Genomic DNA, 16,727 nt, shown 5'->3' on the forward strand with positions numbered 1-16,727 from the left:
ACGATGTTGCTACAATCTAATTAAAGCGGTTTTAATACGCTTACATTAGAAACAAAGGGGATGTAAACGTGTTCAGAAAAAAAGGATGGATGCTCTTATTGGCGATTTGTCTGGTTCTGGTAGCAGCTGGCTGTGGACAAAACAGTAATGAAAGCAACAGCGGCAGTAAGGAGACAGCAGGCGAGAGCGGTGAGAAGGTTACGGTTAACTTTATGCATTTATGGCCGGAGGGTGTGTCAGCAGGCCAAAACAAAATCGTGAATCAAATTATAAAAGCCTATCAGGATGAGCATCCGAATGTGACGATCAAGCAAGAAGTGCTGGATAACGAGCAATATAAAAACAAGCTGAAGGTGCTTTCGGCATCCAATAAACTGCCAGATGTCGGCGTAACGTGGGCGGCCGGGTTCTTGCAGCCGTACGTGGAAGGAAAGCTGTTTACACCTGTAGATGACTTGCTCAGCGGCGAGCTGAACGGCAAGTTCGTATCCGGTACGACAGAGGCCTATGCGATTGACGGCAAAACGTATGCACTTCCACTTGAATTCAACATTGCTCCGGTTTACTATAATAAATCCCTTTTTGAGAAATACAAGCTTGAAATCCCGCAAACCTACGAGCAATTAAAGGCCGTTGCAAAAACACTGTCCGAAAATGGAATCGCGCCGATTGCGCTTGGCAACAAGGACCGTTGGACGGGTTCGCTCTGGTATATGTACCTAGCTGACCGAATCGCTGGGCAGCAGACATTATCCGGTGCGATAAACGGCGAAGGCTCCTTTATGGACGAAGGATTGCTGCAAGCAGCGACTGAAGTACAGACACTGGTAGACAGCCATGCATTCGTGAAGGGCTTCAACGGTTTGTCCAATGAGGAAGCAAAGTCGGAGTTTCTGAATGGCACAGCCGCCATGTATATGATGGGCACATGGGAGCTGCCAAACTTTACAACAAATGAAGATATCCCGAAAGACTTCCGCGACAGTGTTGGTTTCTTTAAATTCCCGAATGTTGAGGGCGGAAAAGGCGACATTAACAGCTGGGTAGGCGGACCGGGTGTCGGGCTATTCGTGGCCGAAAATTCCGCGGTAAAAGCGGAAGCGAAAGCATTCGTCGAATACTTTGTAACCCAGTGGGGAGAGCAAGCGGTAACTGGGGCGGGCGTTATTCCTGCGACTAAAGTGGATACATCCAGCATGGAGCTGCCGCAGCTTTACATTGATTTGTTTAATGAAATGAATCAAGCAAGCAGCATTACCTTATTCGCAGATGTTCAAATGCAGGCGAATGCAGCCGAAACTCACCTGAATATGATTCAAGCTCTGTTTGGCAAGGCAGCGACGCCTGAGAAATTCTCGGAAGAGCATGATAAAGCCATTTCCGATGGGAAATAAGCACTCTTGAAATTGATCGGTGGAAGACATAGCTGCGGGCAAGACCCGAATATGTCTTCCGCTCATTCATTATGAAGGAAAGGAGTCGGCCCAATTGGACAAAGTGCTTTCGAACAAAAAAATAATTGCCTTATACGTGCTGCCGTCTCTGTTATTAATATTAGCTATTGTATACATTCCGATTGTTTTAACCGCTTATTACGGCTTGAATGAATGGAATGGCATTGGTGCGATGACCTTCGTTGGGGTGGATAATTACCTTGCTTTGTTTAAGGATACAACTTTCTGGAACAGCGCGTGGCATTCTCTGCTGCTTGCCGTTTTCTCGGGAATAAGCCTTCTGCTCTACCTTATTGTAGCAATGGTGTTAGCCGCGCGAATTAAAGGAGCTAATTTATTTCGCAAAATCTATCTCATCCCTATGCTTCTATCATCGGTAGCGATTGCGCAGCTTTGGCTCAAAATCTATCATCCAACTAACGGCGTGCTGAACAGCATGCTGGAATCACTTGGTTTTGCCAACCCTCCCGCATGGCTCGCTGAGTCATCGATCGTATTGTTTGCTTTATTTATTCCGATTTTGTGGCAGTATGCGGGTTTTTATATTTTGATTTATTATGCGGCTCTGAAAAACATCCCGGCGTCACTTGAGGAAGCGGCCAAGATTGACGGGGCGAATGCCCTGCAAATTGCTTGGAAGATTAAGCTGCCGCTTGTGATGGAAGTGATTAAAGTAACGATTGTACTGGCTGTTGTGGGCTCTTTGAAATATTTTGATTTGATCTTTGTTATGACAGATGGCGGTCCCAATGGGGCAAGCGAAGTTATGGCCTCGTACATGTATCATGAAGCGTTTCGGGCCTACGATTTTGGATATGGCAGCGCAATCGGCTTTTTTCTACTGGTCATTTGTCTGGCTGTCACTTGGGTCATTCGCAAATTAACGGCCTCAAAGGATACGATCCAATACTCGTAAGGAGGAAGACTTCATGGTTACTGGGAATGTAAGAATTCGGAATGCTCTGTCGGAATCAAAGCCGGGGATCGGCACCAAGCTGGGGTTTAGCGTTTTATATGCCGTTTTGATTGTGGTCGCGGCGCTGCAGCTATTTCCTCTTGTCTGGCTGTTGTTTTTCTCTCTTAAAAACAATCAGGAGGTATTCAATCTCCCGCCTTTGTCACTGCCGATGAACCCTCGATGGGAAAACTACGAGAAGGTTTGGAGCGCCGGGAACATCGATGTTTATTTTTTTAACAGCGTCTGGATCACCGTCTCAGCTACGGTTATAACTGTGATGCTGGGCAGTTTAGTTACTTATGCCGTCACAAGAATGAAATGGAAGGGCAGCTCGCTTGTACTGGGCTTATTCATGGTGGCCATGATGATCCCGGTGCATTCCACGCTAATCCCGCTGTTCAGCCTGTTTAATAAAGTGGGGCTAACGGATCATCCCCTGTCTCTGATTTTATCTTATGTTGCTTTCAACATGCCGATAACGATCATGATTCTGCTGGGGTTCTACTATGCGCTGCCGCGCGAGGTGGAGGAAGCCGCTATAATTGACGGCTGCTCGGTCAACCGGATGTTCTTCCGGATTGTATTCCCGATGACAAGCTCCGTGCTTGCTACAACGGCGATCATCAACATGATTTACAACTGGAATGAATTTATTTTTGTTAACACGTTTATTAGCTCTGATTCTTATAAAACATTGACTGTCGGCGTGCAAAATTTTATCGGTCAGTATACGACGGATTGGGGGGCAATCGGAGCCACTCTCATGATTAGCATTCTACCGATTTTGATCACGTTTCTGTTCCTCAGCAACCGTATTGTTGAAGGGATTGCGGCGGGTTCGGTTAAAGGGTAAACGATGAATTAATTCTAAGACCTAATTTTAATGTAGGTCTTTTTTTGTTCATCTCCATTTTGTCCATTGCTTTAAAAATTAGGCTGCGATAAACTGGAAACGTTGATAATTATAATCATTATCAGCATTGGATTATTTTCCAATAAGGCTTACCATTATGACAGAAGAGGAATGATGACATGCTTCGCCGTTTTTTTGACTATTACCGACCTTATAAAGGGTTGTTCATACTGGACTTCTCCTGCGCGGTTTTTGCAGCTTTGCTGGAGCTGGTGTTCCCGCTTGCCTTGAACCGGGTCGTGGATGATCTGCTGCCTTCGGGCAATTGGAAATGGATTTTATGGGCCTGTGTAGGCTTGATTGGCATTTATGTTATAAGTGCGTTTCTCCATTATGTGGTGACGTATTGGGGTCACAAGCTGGGCATTCAGATTGAGTCGGATATGCGCAGCAGGCTGTTCAACCATATTCAGAAGCTATCGTTCCGCTTCTTCGACAACAATAAGACGGGGCATCTCGTATCGCGGATGACGAATGACCTGATGGATATCGGGGAAATTGCCCACCATGGGCCGGAGGACATGTTTATTGCCGTTATGACGCTGCTTGGCGCATTCGGGCTCATGCTGACCATTAACTGGCAGCTGGCGGTGCTGACGTTTATTATTATTCCGCTGATGATCTACCTATCGCTGTATTTCAGCCGCAAAATGTCCAAGGCGTTCCATCGGATGTTTTCCGATATTGCTGACTATAATGCCCGCGTTGAAAATACAGTTAGCGGCATTCGCGTCGTTCAAGCGTTCTCTAACGAGAAGCATGAAGTGGATCAATTTGAAGTGAACAATGGCCGTTTTCTGCAAACGAAGCTGGTCGCTTACCGCGTTATGGCTTGGAACTCATCGATCAGCTACATACTGATGAAATTCGTTTCCTTGTTTGTGCTCGCTTGCGGTACATGGTTCGTGATTCAAGGTCAAATGACGTTCGGCGAATTTATGGCGTTTGTCCTGCTTTCCAATGTGTTTCTCGGTCCAATTGAAAAAATCAACTCGGTTATTGAGACGTATCCGAAGGGAATTGCCGGCTTCAAGCGTTATCTGGAGCTGCTTGAAACCGAGCCGGATATTGAGGATGCGCCGGATGCCAAGGCGATTAGCCGCCTGGAGGGAGAAATTACGTTCCGCGATGTGTCCTTCGGGTATGAGGAAGGCAAATCGATTTTGAATCATATTGATTTGACCGTGAAAACAGGAGAAACGGTAGCACTTGTTGGGCCATCGGGAGCCGGCAAAACCACGATATGCAGCCTGCTGCCACGCTTCTATGAGGTTACAGGCGGGGCGATTGAGATTGATGGCCTCGACATTCGGAAAATTAAGCTGGAGTCGCTGCGCGGCCAAATCGGTATCGTGCAGCAGGATGTGTTCTTGTTTGACGGCACGATTCGTGAAAACATTGCATACGGCAAGCTGAATGCTACCGAGGCGGAAATTTGGGAGGCGGCTCGCCGAGCGCAGCTGGAGGAGCTTATTCTTTCGCAGGGCCAAGGCCTTGATACGCTTATCGGCGAACGCGGTGTTAAATTGTCAGGCGGACAGAAGCAGCGTCTTTCCATTGCTCGCATGTTCCTGAAAAATCCCCCGATCCTTATACTTGATGAAGCGACCTCGGCGCTTGATACTGCCACGGAAGCCGCTATTCAGCAGGCGCTGGCTGAGCTGTCCAAAGGGCGCACGACGCTCGTTATTGCGCATCGCCTGGCGACGATCAAGAACGCTGACCGCATCGTTGTCGTTACGGAGGAAGGCATTAAAGAGCAGGGCAGCCATGATGAGCTGCTGGCCATTAAAGGCGTATATAACCGCCTGCATAAAGCTCAGTTCGGCGCTTAGCAGCAGCGGCTGAAACTAACAACGCAAGAAGATGACGAAATAATGGCTCAGCATGAGGGAACGAATCTCATGCTGAGCCATTTTGCGTTTAAAATAGCGAATCGTGTTGATGCGCATCATCGATTTTTTTAATGCCAAAATAGAAAAGCTCTATTGGCTTTTATTCGGCAAACGATGGTAAACTCGTTTCAATCATTATTAAATACGACAAAACCGCTAGGAATAATAAAATTAAAAACAACCAACCAACAGGAGGGAACAATCTTGACAACAACTAAAAAGAGACAATTGAAGCTAGGCGCTATTTTGCACGGAGTAGGCGGAAATATTGCCGGATGGAGACACCCGGACGCACAGCCTGATGCAAGTGTTAATATTGAGTTTTACAAGCAGCAGGCACAGAAGGCGGAAGCCGGAAAATTTGATTTTGTGTTCATTGCCGATGGCTTATATATTAATGAAAAATCCATTCCCCATTTTTTAAACCGTTTTGAGCCGTTGACGATTTTATCTGCTCTAGGCGCGGTCACATCGAAGATTGGTCTAGTCGGCACGCTCTCTACTTCTTATAGCGAGCCTTTCACCGTAGCGAGACAATTTGGCTCGCTTGATCATATTAGCGGCGGCCGTGCAGGCTGGAACATCGTTACTTCTCCGCTTGAAGGCTCAGCGAAAAACTTCGGCAAGACGGAGCATCCCGACCATCCAACACGCTACCGGATTGCGAATGAATATTTGGAAGTGACACGAGGGCTATGGGATTCGTGGGAGGATGACGCCTTTGTTCGCGATAAAGAAAGCGGCCAGTTTTTTGACCCGGAAAAGCTGCACACCTTGAACCATAAAGGCGAGTTTTTCTCAGTGCAGGGACCGCTGAACATTTCGAGATCGAAGCAGGGGCATCCGGTTATTTTTCAAGCAGGCTCGTCGGAGGCTGGCAAAAGCTTCGCTTCCAAAGTAGCGGATGCGGTATTTGCCCATTTTGAATCCATCGAGCAGGGCAAGCAATTTTATGATGATGTGAAGGGCCGTGCAGCTGCACATGGACGCTCTTCGGAGGAAATCGCGATTTTGCCAGGCATTGCGCCAATCATTGGGGCGACGGATGAAGAAGCAGAAGGCAAATATCAGGAGCTGGCGCAGCTTGTAAATATTGAGAAGGCGCTCGATTATTTGGGACGGTATTTCGACCACCATGACTTTTCGCAATATCCGCTTGATGAACCGTTCCCTGAGCTGGGCGAAATTGGGCAAAACAGCTTCCGCAGCACGACGGACCACATTAAGCGGCAGGCGAAGGAAGGCGGCTTGACGCTTCGCCAGGTGGCGCTTCAAGTAACGACGCCGCGGCCGACGTTCATCGGCACGCCAGATAAAGTGGCGGATCAAATTCAGCAATGGTTTGAACAGGGAGCGGTAGATGGTTTTATTGTCGGATCATCTATCCCGACGGGACTGACGGAGTTTGTTGACCAGGTTGTGCCGATTTTGCAGGAGCGCGGATTGTTCCGTGAGGAATATGAGCATGACACGCTGCGTGGACATCTCGGCGTACCTGTGCCGGAAAACCGCTATGCCAAAACCAAGGTGACGACCGTTTAGGGAGGGTGAGGAATATGAGCACAGCATACAGCAAACCGGCCGTCTGGATGAAAATGACTAGCCTCGCCCTAGCGGTTACCCTCGTACTGGTAGGATGCAGTGGAGGAGCAGGCAAGAGCAGCGCGACTAATGGCGGTAGCGCTGCTGGCGCGGCGCCTTCGACTGCGGCAGAGCAGAGCAGCACACCTGTTGCGGGCGGCGAACTAAGCTATGCGCTCGCCACCTCTCCCGATCAGCTTGATCCGCATCGCAGCGGCCTTGCCGTTGCAGTCAGGGTCATCCGTACGCTCTACGATACGCTGGTCGTCCAGCTTCCAGGCGGAGAAATTAAGCCTTGGCTGGCAACGGAATGGTCGATTTCGGAGGATGGCAAATCGTATACGTTCAAGCTTCGCCAGGACGTAAAGTTTCAGGATGGCACTCCTTTCAACGCTGAAGCGGTGAAATATAGTTTCGACCGAATCATTGACCCGGAGACAAAAGCTGCGAATGCTTTAGCACTCGTTAGGCCTTATGAATCCTCGGAGGTTATTGATGAGTATACGGTCAAATTGAATTTATCCGAGCCGTCACAGGCGTTCTTGGGCAATGTAAGCCAAGCGCTGCTCAGCATCGTGTCGCCGACGGCTGCGAAGAAGGACGGGGATCAATTCACCAAGCATCCCATCGGAACAGGGCCATTCAAGTTTGTAAAATGGGATGAAAATTCGGAAATCGTCGTGGAGAAAAATCCCGATTACAACTGGGCGCCGGAAACAGTCAGCCAGCAGGGCGCGCCGAATTTGGATAAAATCATTTTCAAAATTGTACCTGAGGAAGCTACGCGGATCGGAAGCGTCCAAAGCGGGCAGGTGCTTGCCGCTGAGACAGTGCCGCCGCAAAATATCCTCTCCTTGAAAAATGATGCGAACAGCCAGCTGTACCAAGCCAACACCGTTGGCCTGCCGTATACGCTGTTTATCAATCATAGCAAGGCGCCATGGAATGAGCTGAAGGCTCGGCAGGCGCTGCAGCTTGGCATCAATGTCGAGGCGATCGTCAAAACGCTGTATCTCGGAACGTATGAGCAGGCGTGGTCGCCGCTTTCACCAGGCATTTTCGGCTATGACGCTTCGCTGGAAGGCGGCGTAAAGCCGGACATCGAGAAAGCGAAGCAGCTGCTTGACGAGCTGGGCTGGAAAGCAGGGGCTGATGGCATCAGGGAAAAAGACGGGAAGAAGCTGACGCTTCATTATGTCGATGGCTCGCCGAACCGCGAGAAGCGCAATGATATTGCCGCTATCGTGCAGCAGCAGCTTAAGCCTCTAGGCATTCAGGTAGACGTGGAAATTACGAAGGATGTCGCAACCGTCGTTTATGCGAACAATAATTATGATCTTTATGGCAATAGCCAAGTGAATTCCGATCCTAACGCGCTTTATTCCATCTATCACACAACAGCTCCAGGGGCCCGCCAAAACTTGCCGAATTTATCCGATCCGGAGCTGGATAAGCTGCTTGAGGATGGGGCTACCCAGCAGGACCAGACGAAGCGTGAAGCGATCTATAAGGAAGCACAGCAGCTCATCATTAAAAAGGCTGTCATTATTCCGATTTATGTATTCCCTTATACAGTAGCCGCCTCGAAAAAGGTGCAAGGATTAGCTTTTGACTCGCTGGGCTATCCGATCTTTAATGATGTGTATATAGCCGAGTAAGCCTATCGTAATTTGTGAATAAAAGCTGGAAGGGAGCGGAGATGCAGTATGTTAAAAGCGGTAAGCGTTCGGCTTTATACGTCCTTGCTGGTGCTGGTCGGCACGATGGTGCTCGTCTTTTGTATCGTCAATGTGCTGCCCGGCGACCCTGCGCTCCTTATTCTTGATCCATCTTCCGCCACACCGGAGATGATTGCTAATTTGCGGGAGCAGCTCGGGCTGAACCAGCCGTTCTATGAGCGGTTCGGCGAATATTTTCTGCATGTGCTGCAGGGCGATTTTGGCAAATCGATCGTTAATTCGGAGCCGGTACTGCCGAAAATCGTCGAGCATTTTCCCGCCACGCTTGCTTTGACGGCGTTAAGCTCGCTCATTGCGGTCGTTATCGGCGTCACGCTAGGCGTGCTGTCTGCCATTCATCGCAATCGCTGGATTGACATCGTCGCGCGAATGGTAGGTTTGTTCGGCATTTCGATGCCGACATTTTGGTCGGGCATTTTGCTTATTCTTATTTTTTCGGTACAGCTGGGCTGGTTTCCGGCAATGGGCTCGGATGGCTTCAGTACGCTGGTGCTGCCCGCCATTACGCTGGGCTTCGTTGGCTCAGGCTTTATCGTAAGGATGGTTCGCAATAGTATGCTTGAAGTCATTAATGAGCCGTTTATCGTCACGCTGCGAGCGAAGGGGCTGCCGGGGCGGTTCATCATGTATAAGCATGCGCTGCGAAATGCGCTGATTCCGGCATTGACGATGGTTGGCGTTATTATTGGCGATTTGATGGCCGGGACGGTCGTCATTGAGACGGTATTCTCGCGCCAAGGGATTGGGCGAATTATTGCCGATGCGATTATGGCGAAGGATTTGCCGGTCGTGCAGGGCGTTATTTTTTTCTCGGCAATCGTGTACATCGTAGTGAACTTGCTTGTGGACATTTCCTATACGTTGATCGACCCGCGCGTAAGGCGTACCGGGTAGCGCAGGTAGAAAGGGGCAAAAGATTCAAATGAAGCAAGCCGTCATTGGCAAACAGGTATGGCAAGGCAGCAGGGCAGAAGGTGCTGCGAAAATCCGCAAATTAAAAAGGCTGGCGCCTGCGGACCTTCTGCTTTACGCCGCAGCAGTTATCGTATTGTTTATCATCAGCTGTGCTTTATTTCCGAGCTTGATTGCTCCCTACTCGCCTACGCTGATGAATACGGATCAGATTATGCAGCCGCCAAGCCTGCAGCATGTGTTTGGAACGGATTATTTTGGCCGTGACGTATTTAGTGTTGTGGTGCATGGCAGCCGGGATTCCTTGCTGATTGGTTTCGTATCGGTGCTTGTCGGGTGTGTGACGGGCGGAGCCATTGGAGCGGTTGCAGGGTACATTGGCGGCGTAGTAGATGCTGTATTTATGCGGCTGATCGACGTGCTGATGACGATTCCGGGCGTGCTGCTTGCGCTTGCGATTGCAGCGGCGCTTGGGCCAAGCCTGATGAATGTCGTGCTTGCCGTTGCGGCGGCATCGATACCAGGGTACGCGCGGGTGATGCGCGGGCAAATCATGAGCATTAAAGGCCGACCCTTCATTACCGCTTCCCGCTCTATTGGCACGTCCAGCCTATCGATCTTTGTACGGCATGTGCTGCCGAATTCTTTATCGCCGATGTTTGTCATGGCGGCAATTGGCATTGGCACCGCGATTTTGACCGGAGCAGGCCTTAACTTTCTAGGACTTGGCACGATAAAAGAAATTCCGGACTGGGGAGCGCTGCTCTCTCAGGGGCGCGGGTATTTGACCGTTGCCTGGTGGATTTGCACCTTCCCGGGCCTTGCCATCACGCTGTTTGTTCTCTCCATCAACATATTGGGTGACAAGGTTCGCGATCAATTAGATCCGAAGCAAAGCAGGGCATAAGACAGCATAGAACGCCGCGCTTTGATAGGCGGAAGGAGGAAGCGGAATGAGCCAATTGCTCACAATGGAGCATCTGACGGTTGATTTTAAGACGAAACGGGGCTTGCTTAGAGCAATTACAGACGTTTCGCTTCATATTGCGCCTGGGGAAACGGTATGTCTCGTTGGCGAATCCGGCAGCGGCAAAACGATTACGTCCAAAGCGATTATGCGCCTGATCGACTATGAGAACGGCGTTATTGCCGGAGGCAGCATGCGGCTTGGCGATGCGGATCTCGTAGCGATGCCGGAGAAGGAGCTGCGCGCGCTGCGCGGCAAGCGGATGGCGATGGTTTTTCAAGAGCCGATGGCAGCGTTTGATCCGATTTTTACAATCGGAAGCCAAATTACCGAGGTCATCGAGCGTCATAAGCGTGGAAAAAAAGTGGAAGCGTGGGAGCGGGCTGTCCACTTGCTGCGCCGGGTCGGCATCCCCGAGCCAGAGGCGCGGATGAAGCAGTATCCTGGCGAGCTGTCGGGAGGCATGCTGCAGCGGGCTATGATCGCGATGGCGCTCGCTTGCGGGCCAGAGCTGCTTATTGCGGATGAGCCAACGACGGCTCTTGATGTGACGATTCAGGCACAAATTCTTCATTTGCTGCAAGAGCTTAAGGAAGAATTTAATATGGCGATTTTGCTAGTGACGCATGATATGGGCATTGCCGCCGAGATGGCGGATCGCATTATCGTCATGTATGCCGGGCAGGTTGTCGAGCAAGCGACGGCGGCTGAGCTGTTCGGACAGCCGTTTCATCCGTATACGAGAGGGCTGCTGCAATCGATTACGACGATGGACAGCGACCGCAGCATCAAGCTTCATTCCATCGAAGGCTCTATCCCGAGCCTGTCGGAGCTGCCGTCCGGCTGCCGCTTTCACCCGCGCTGCTCTTATAGGACGGATAGATGCCGCAGCGAAAGCCCGCCGCTGCTCTCGTTAAACGACCGGCTGACTGCATGCTGGCATGCCGAGCAGCTCGTTCAATCCGAGGAGTGGGCTACTAGCGCCGAGCTAACAAATGCACCAAGAGCTGAGTCTCCGATTGTGTCTCTCCAAGATGCTGGCCGGCAAGGCGAAAATCTGTTCGAGGTAAGCGGGCTAAGCAAATTTTATCCGATCCAGAGAGGCTTGCTGCATCGTTCAGGCCCGCAGGTCAGAGCGGTGGACAACGTTTCGTTTTCCATTAAAAAAGGGGAAACCTTTGGCCTCGTTGGGGAGTCTGGCAGCGGCAAATCGACGCTTGGGCGGGTCATTTTGCAATTGGAGCAGGCGACAGCTGGCAGCGTTAAGTTTCAGGGCAGGGAGCTGACCGGGCAAAGCAGCTTTGAGCTGCGGCAGGCGCGGCGCGATATGCAAATTGTTTTTCAGGACCCCTATGGCTCGGTTAATCCGCGCTGGCGTATCGGCGACATTATCGGCGAGCCGCTGCGCGTCCATGATAATACTGGCAGCAAGGAAAGAAAAGCGCGCGTAGAGGAGCTGATGGAGCTAGTCGGGCTGAAAGCGGACTGGTACAGCCGCTATCCGCATGAATTTTCCGGCGGGCAGCGCCAGCGTATTGGCATTGCCCGTGCCATAGCGCTTAATCCAAGCTTTATTCTCGCGGATGAAGCGGTATCGGCGCTTGATGTGTCGGTTCAGGCGCAGATCGTCAATCTGATGCAGGATTTGCAGCAAAAAATGAACCTGACCTATTTGTTTATCGCACATGGGCTGAATATCGTCAGACATATTTCCGACCGGATCGGCGTCATGTATTTGGGCAAGCTGGTCGAAATTGCGCCCAGCGAGGAGCTGTTTCTGTACCCGGCGCATCCGTATACGCAAGGATTAATTGCTTCCATCCCTCAGCCTGGCCCCGGGCGAACACGAACATTTCGCGCGATTGAAGGAGAAATCCCTTCTCCGGCCAATCCGCCTTCAGGCTGCCGCTTTCATACGCGCTGCCGCGCGGCAACGGAGCGCTGCAGGGAGGCGGAGCCCGAACTGCAGCTCATTGGCAGCGAGCATTATGCTGCTTGCCACTATGTATTAGGTTGACATTTATAAAGGAGGGTATAACCATGTCCGCAGCAAAAAAGGTAATTGTATGGAGTAAAACAGGCTGCCAGTATTGTGGCACAGTCAAACAATTTTTGGAGCAAAACAACCAGCCCTATGAAAATATTGATATTGAAGGTAAGGATTATTTGCGCGACATCCTTGAAGCCAAATACGGCATCCGCCACGTGCCGGTAGTCGAAATCGGCAGCGACGGCGTCTACACCGCCGTTACGGACTGGGATTTGGAAAAAATCAAAGCGCTGATTTCACCTGCTCCCGTGGCAGGTTAAAGGCTTCTAAATTGCAAGCAGCCCACTAACCGCCAACTCAGGATTAACTTTGTTACACCTGAGTTGATGGGCTTGGTGGACACAGCTGCAGCTATTTCAACCAGATCACGGGTTATGAAAGAGGCTGCGGACTCAGGAGACGCTAATACGCTGCCAAACGTTATTTTGACGGGATAATGAGGGCCATAACGGATTTCCTGTCCGCTTACGGCCTCAAATCGTCTCAAAAGCCAGAATAGCGGAACCTCAGTCCTTCAAAAAAGGAGGTAGCTCCCGAGCTGCGTGGTCCCTGCAACACTCGCATGCTGCAGTTCCTTAGGCCTTGAACCGTCAGATGAGATTGGCCTCGGATAAGTGCTAAGCAAGGAGCAGAAGCCCGAGCAGAAGCCCGAGCAGAAGCCCGATTCTGGTTTGCATACACACCATGGTATAAAATATTTGGATTCTAAAACCGTAAGCCTTTTAAAGGCTCAAGAGGGAGAGACTTTCCGCCAGTAGGTTTATGCTACTGACGGAGGGTCTTTTCCTTTTTTCTTTATTGTAGTTGAACAGGGAGAGAGGGAAGGTGCAGGGGAGCGGCGGAGAGAAAGGTTGGAGCTAAAGCTTTCCGAAGGAACGCCGCTTCGTAAGCATAAGCTTTGCTAAAGCTTTCCGAAGGAAAGCCGCTTCGTAAGCATGGACTATTGTTTTCGGATTTCTTCCTCAACGAGGAATAATAAAAGAAATCAGAAAACAACAGCGGCCGGAAGTCTAACCTTTCTCGCAGCAGCGACCACCGCACCTGTACCATATCAATGTTCAATCCACAATAGCTTTTCCCTGATTTTCCCATGATATAAAAACTAATTTTAAGGGTATAAATACCAGCCCTAAATAGAGTAAAATAGTTTAGATAACGAAGTTAGCGCAGGCAAATTTCGATCCTCACAAATGTTTGCGCTTACAGAAACAGGAACTTTATTATTGAAAGGGTGGAATTTATATTGGTTATTCGAACATTTGGCAGTCTGCTGACAGCAGCGGCATTAACGGCTTCGCTAGTAGGAAGCGCAGCAGCGGCTCCGGCAACGGACAATGACAGCAGCAAAAAAGCGGCGCAGCAGCCCGCCTACGATTGGGGGAGAGCGAAGGTCGTGGGTGGCGGCTTTGTTCCCGGCATTGTTTATAATCCTTCCGAGAAGGATTTGATTTACGCGCGCACGGACATTGGCGGCGCTTATCGCTTTGATCCCGCGACGCAAAGCTGGATCCAGCTCTTGGATTTTGTCGGCTTCGAGGAATGGAGCATGCTGGGCGTGGAGAGCATCGCGACGGACCCTGTGGAGACGAACCGGGTTTATGCGGCGGTAGGCACATATACTAACGATTGGACAGATACGCCGGGCATGATTTTGCGCTCGACTGACAAAGGAAACAGCTGGCAGCGGACGGTGCTGCCGTTCAAGCTTGGCGGCAATATGCCAGGGCGCTCGATGGGCGAGCGGCTGGTCATTGATCCGAATGACAATCGGATTTTGTATCTCGGGGCGCGCAGCGGCAATGGGTTGTGGCGTAGTACGGATTACGGTGAAACCTGGAGCAAAGTAGACAGCTTTACAGCGAGCGGCAACGTAAAGGATTATTTTGACGATATCGTTGGTGTGGCTTGGATTACGTTCGATCAAGCGACGGGCTCGAAGGGCAAGAAGTCCGAAACGGTTTATGTGGGCGTTGCTGACAAGGAGCAAAGCGTGTACCGCAGCACGGACGGCGGGGATACATGGGAAGCTGTAGCGGGGCAGCCGAAGCAAGGTTTTGTGCCGCATCATGGGGTGCTGGACGGTAAGGGCCATCTATACGTTACATACAATGAATTCGTCGGCCCCTATGATGGCGGCAAAGGCGCGGTATGGAAGCTGGATACGACAACAGGCGTCTGGACCGATATTAGCCCTACCGGAAATACGGACAATCCGTATGGCGGACTGGCTGTAGATGCGCGGCAGCCGAATACGCTAATGGTAGCGACGATGAACAAGTGGTGGCCGGATGACGTCATTTACCGCAGCACAAATGGCGGCGCGACGTGGGAGCCGTTCTGGACGCTCGATTTTTCGAAAAATCCGAACCGGGAAAATCGTTTTACGATTGAATATGCGGATTCTCCTTGGCTGGACTGGGGCGAGAAAAAAGAACTTCCGGAAATCTCGCCGAAGCTTGGCTGGATGATTGGTGATCTGGAAATTGATCCGTTTAATTCGGACAATATGATGTACGGCACGGGCGCTACGCTGTTCGGCGCTAACAACTTAACGGATTTTGATGAAGACAAAAAGGTCGAAATTACCGTCATGGCAGACGGTATTGAAGAAACAGCTGTGCTTGGCCTCATCAGCCCGCCGTCAGGTGCGCCGCTACTGAGCGCGTTGGGCGATATTGGCGGCTTCCGCCATGAAAGCCTTGACCAAGCGCCGGAGATGATCACAAGCCCGTATATCGGTACGAGCACGGATATCGATTTTGCCGAGCTGAACCCAGATATCGTTGTGCGTGTCGGCCATGCGGAAGGGACAGCGGCGAGAATGGGCATTTCCACAGACAACGGCAAAACGTGGACGCCAGCAGCGAACGCATGGACAAGGGCGGATGAGGACAAAACAAACGGCGGCTTTGCTGCCGTAAGCGCAGATGGCAGTGCAATCGTATGGAGCCCGAGCAGCGCGGATGAGCAGACGGCACGTCCGGTCAGCTACTCCACCGATTTAGGAAAAACGTGGACGGCCTCGAAGGGCTTGCCAGAGAAGGCGCGCGTGTCGGCTGACCGGGTAAACCCGAAGCTCTTCTACGGCTTTGCCGCGGGCGTATTCTATGTCAGCAAAGATGGCGGAGCGACGTTCACCGCATCGAAGGCGCAGGGCTTGCCGCAAGTGATAACGAGCAACTTCAAGGCGATGCCGGGCAAAGAAGGCGACATTTGGATCGCCGGGGCCAAAGACAACAAAAAGGTCGAAAGCGCCTATGGCTTATGGCATTCGACCGATGCAGGCAAGACTTTTACGAAGGTTGCAGGCGTAGAGGAAGCGGCAACGATAGGTTTTGGCAAGGCAGCACCGGGAAAAACGAATATGACGCTTTATTCCTACGCGAAGATTGGCGGCACATTTGGCATTTTCCGTTCGAAGGATCTCGGCAAAAACTGGGTTCGCATCAATGATGACCAGCATCAATTTGGTTCCGCTAATACGGCGATTACAGGCGATCCAAGAGTGTACGGTCGTGTCTATATGGCGACGAATGGACTGGGCATTGTCGTTGGCGAATTGAAGGATGGCATTAGCTATGAGTTCACGGATTTGAGCGGCGTGTATGCAGAAGCGCAGCAAGCGATTGCTTTTTTATATGGCAAGGGCGTTATAACGGGGAAAAATGAAACGCAGTTCCAGCCGGCTGCGCAGGTCACTAGAGCAGAGTTCGTCAAGCTGCTTGTTGGCACGCTGGGACTGGTGCCAGAGGGTACGTCTAGCTTTGCGGATGTGCCTGCAAGCGCCTGGTATGCGCCATATATTGCCGCAGCTGAGAAAGCGGGCATCACAGCGCTTCTGGCCCAAGGAAGCGGCGGGGAAGGCAATCTTTTCGAGCCGAACGAGCCGATTACACGGCAGGATATGGCGGTCATGCTGGCGAGCGGCTGGAAGGCGACAGGCCAGCCGCTGCCAGAACTGCCTGCTGGCAGCGTGCCTGTATTCACCGATAGCGATTCCATTGCTGCCTATGCGAAGGATGCGGTAACGTTAGTGGCGCAAGCAGGATTGATGAAAGGCAAGCCGGACGGCAGCTTCGGCGCGATTGATCCAACCAACCGTGCGGATGCGACGGTCGTCATCTATAGGCTCCATACGCTATTCTCGCAAGCTGCAAAAACGGAGAAATAAACGAAGGGCTGGCTCGCAAGTGAACTGCACCCCGTCAAGTAGACAGTATAAAAAATAAAGATTAGTTAAGCGGCCTTGGTCCTGAAT

General features: G+C 51.0%; 11 protein-coding genes. All 11 read left to right on the forward strand.

Features of this window, described 5'->3' with window-relative positions; genetic code table 11:
- Positions 1-68: 68 nt before the first annotated feature.
- The 11 genes from WH37_RS06680 to WH37_RS06730 all read left to right on the forward strand — a co-directional run bounded on the left by WH37_RS06680 (position 69) and on the right by WH37_RS06730 (position 16,640).
- Positions 69-1,394, forward strand: a complete 1,326-nt coding sequence (locus WH37_RS06680) for an ABC transporter substrate-binding protein (RefSeq protein WP_046229803.1) — start codon at positions 69-71, stop codon at positions 1,392-1,394.
- Positions 1,395-1,488: 94 nt separating this feature from the next.
- Complete coding sequence (locus WH37_RS06685; RefSeq protein ID WP_046229804.1) at positions 1,489-2,370, forward strand: carbohydrate ABC transporter permease; 882 nt, start codon at positions 1,489-1,491, stop codon at positions 2,368-2,370.
- Between the two features lie 13 nt (positions 2,371-2,383).
- Entirely contained in the window at positions 2,384-3,265 is an 882-nt protein-coding gene (locus WH37_RS06690) for a carbohydrate ABC transporter permease (RefSeq protein WP_046229805.1), read from the forward strand.
- 179 nt (positions 3,266-3,444) lie between these two features.
- Entirely contained in the window at positions 3,445-5,160 is a 1,716-nt protein-coding gene (locus tag WH37_RS06695) for an ABC transporter ATP-binding protein (RefSeq protein WP_046229806.1), read from the forward strand.
- A 264-nt stretch (positions 5,161-5,424) separates the two neighbouring features.
- Entirely contained in the window at positions 5,425-6,762 is a 1,338-nt protein-coding gene (locus WH37_RS06700) for an LLM class flavin-dependent oxidoreductase (protein ID WP_046229807.1), read from the forward strand.
- A gap of 14 nt (positions 6,763-6,776) precedes the next feature.
- Entirely contained in the window at positions 6,777-8,459 is a 1,683-nt protein-coding gene (locus WH37_RS06705; protein ID WP_231594142.1) for an ABC transporter substrate-binding protein, read from the forward strand.
- A 48-nt stretch (positions 8,460-8,507) separates the two neighbouring features.
- Positions 8,508-9,434, forward strand: a complete 927-nt coding sequence (locus tag WH37_RS06710; RefSeq protein WP_046229808.1) for an ABC transporter permease — start codon at positions 8,508-8,510, stop codon at positions 9,432-9,434.
- A 28-nt stretch (positions 9,435-9,462) separates the two neighbouring features.
- Positions 9,463-10,359, forward strand: coding sequence for an ABC transporter permease (locus tag WH37_RS06715; protein ID WP_046229809.1), 897 nt, complete (start codon positions 9,463-9,465; stop codon positions 10,357-10,359).
- Between the two features lie 46 nt (positions 10,360-10,405).
- On the forward strand, positions 10,406-12,436 hold the full coding sequence (locus WH37_RS37000) for an ABC transporter ATP-binding protein (RefSeq protein ID WP_046229810.1): 2,031 nt from the start codon (positions 10,406-10,408) through the stop codon (positions 12,434-12,436).
- 23 nt (positions 12,437-12,459) lie between these two features.
- Complete coding sequence (locus WH37_RS06725; RefSeq protein WP_046229811.1) at positions 12,460-12,729, forward strand: glutaredoxin family protein; 270 nt, start codon at positions 12,460-12,462, stop codon at positions 12,727-12,729.
- 983 nt (positions 12,730-13,712) lie between these two features.
- Positions 13,713-16,640: an S-layer homology domain-containing protein gene (locus WH37_RS06730; protein WP_082110684.1), complete on the forward strand. Its 2,928-nt coding sequence runs from the start codon at positions 13,713-13,715 to the stop codon at positions 16,638-16,640.
- Positions 16,641-16,727: the final 87 nt, after the last annotated feature.

The sequence above is a fragment of the Paenibacillus algorifonticola genome (assembly GCF_000971975.1).
Lineage (GTDB): Bacteria > Bacillota > Bacilli > Paenibacillales > Paenibacillaceae > Pristimantibacillus > Pristimantibacillus algorifonticola.

Coding starts and splice junctions, on each gene's coding strand:
- WH37_RS06695 (WP_046229806.1), top strand. CDS start 3,445: ATGCTTCGCCGTTTTTTTGACTATTACCGACCTTATAAAGGGTTGTTC.
- WH37_RS06690 (WP_046229805.1), top strand. CDS start 2,384: ATGGTTACTGGGAATGTAAGAATTCGGAATGCTCTGTCGGAATCAAAG.
- WH37_RS06725 (WP_046229811.1), top strand. CDS start 12,460: ATGTCCGCAGCAAAAAAGGTAATTGTATGGAGTAAAACAGGCTGCCAG.
- WH37_RS06710 (WP_046229808.1), top strand. CDS start 8,508: ATGTTAAAAGCGGTAAGCGTTCGGCTTTATACGTCCTTGCTGGTGCTG.
- WH37_RS06705 (WP_231594142.1), top strand. CDS start 6,777: ATGAGCACAGCATACAGCAAACCGGCCGTCTGGATGAAAATGACTAGC.
- WH37_RS37000 (WP_046229810.1), top strand. CDS start 10,406: ATGAGCCAATTGCTCACAATGGAGCATCTGACGGTTGATTTTAAGACG.
- WH37_RS06715 (WP_046229809.1), top strand. CDS start 9,463: ATGAAGCAAGCCGTCATTGGCAAACAGGTATGGCAAGGCAGCAGGGCA.